The organism is Pauljensenia sp. C0254C2, assembly GCF_056583835.1.
In genome coordinates this window covers 1-600 of sequence record NZ_JBWPJO010000045.1, presented here as the reverse complement: position 1 = coordinate 600, position 600 = coordinate 1, and the positions used below count along the sequence as shown (strand labels likewise).

General features: G+C 60.2%; 7 tRNA genes. All 7 read right to left on the bottom strand.

The features are described from left to right. Nucleotides 1-35 precede the first annotated feature (35 nt). Nucleotides 36-110, bottom strand: a tRNA-Val gene (locus AC1DA5_RS10645). Nucleotide 111: 1 nt separating this feature from the next. Next, nucleotides 112-182, bottom strand: a tRNA-Cys gene (locus AC1DA5_RS10640). Nucleotides 183-198: 16 nt separating this feature from the next. Continuing rightward, nucleotides 199-271, bottom strand: a tRNA-Gly gene (locus tag AC1DA5_RS10635). Between the two features lie 18 nt (nucleotides 272-289). Beyond that, a tRNA-Val gene (locus AC1DA5_RS10630) sits at nucleotides 290-361 on the bottom strand. A 1-nt stretch (nucleotide 362) separates the two neighbouring features. Continuing rightward, nucleotides 363-435 (bottom strand) — tRNA-Gly (locus tag AC1DA5_RS10625). Nucleotides 436-453: 18 nt separating this feature from the next. Further along, a tRNA-Val gene (locus AC1DA5_RS10620) sits at nucleotides 454-525 on the bottom strand. A gap of 1 nt (nucleotide 526) precedes the next feature. Further along, a tRNA-Gly gene (locus AC1DA5_RS10615) sits at nucleotides 527-599 on the bottom strand. Nucleotide 600: the final 1 nt, after the last annotated feature.

The following is a 600-nucleotide window of genomic DNA, read 5'->3' as shown; positions in this document are numbered from 1 at the left end:
AAGGGTCTCTTGAAGTCTAAGGCACATAAAACAAATGGTGGGCGATACTGGGATCGAACCAGTGACCTCTTCCGTGTGAAGGAAGCGCGCTACCCCTGCGCCAATCGCCCGAGGTGGGTACCGGATTCGAACCGGTGTATACGGCTTTGCAGGCCGCTGCCTCGCCTCTCGGCCAACCCACCAAGTCATCTCAGACCGAGCGGATGACGGGACTCGAACCCGCGACCCTCACCTTGGCAAGGTGATGCTCTACCAACTGAGCCACATCCGCATGCGTATGAATACTCAGTGGGCGATACTGGGATCGAACCAGTGACCTCTTCCGTGTCAGGGAAGCGCGCTCCCGCTGCGCCAATCGCCCGAGCGGATGACGGGACTCGAACCCGCGACCCTCACCTTGGCAAGGTGATGCTCTACCAACTGAGCCACATCCGCATGCGTATGAATACTCAGTGGGCGATACTGGGATCGAACCAGTGACCTCTTCCGTGTCAGGGAAGCGCGCTCCCGCTGCGCCAATCGCCCGAGCGGATGACGGGACTCGAACCCGCGACCCTCACCTTGGCAAGGTGATGCTCTACCAACTGAGCCACATCCGCG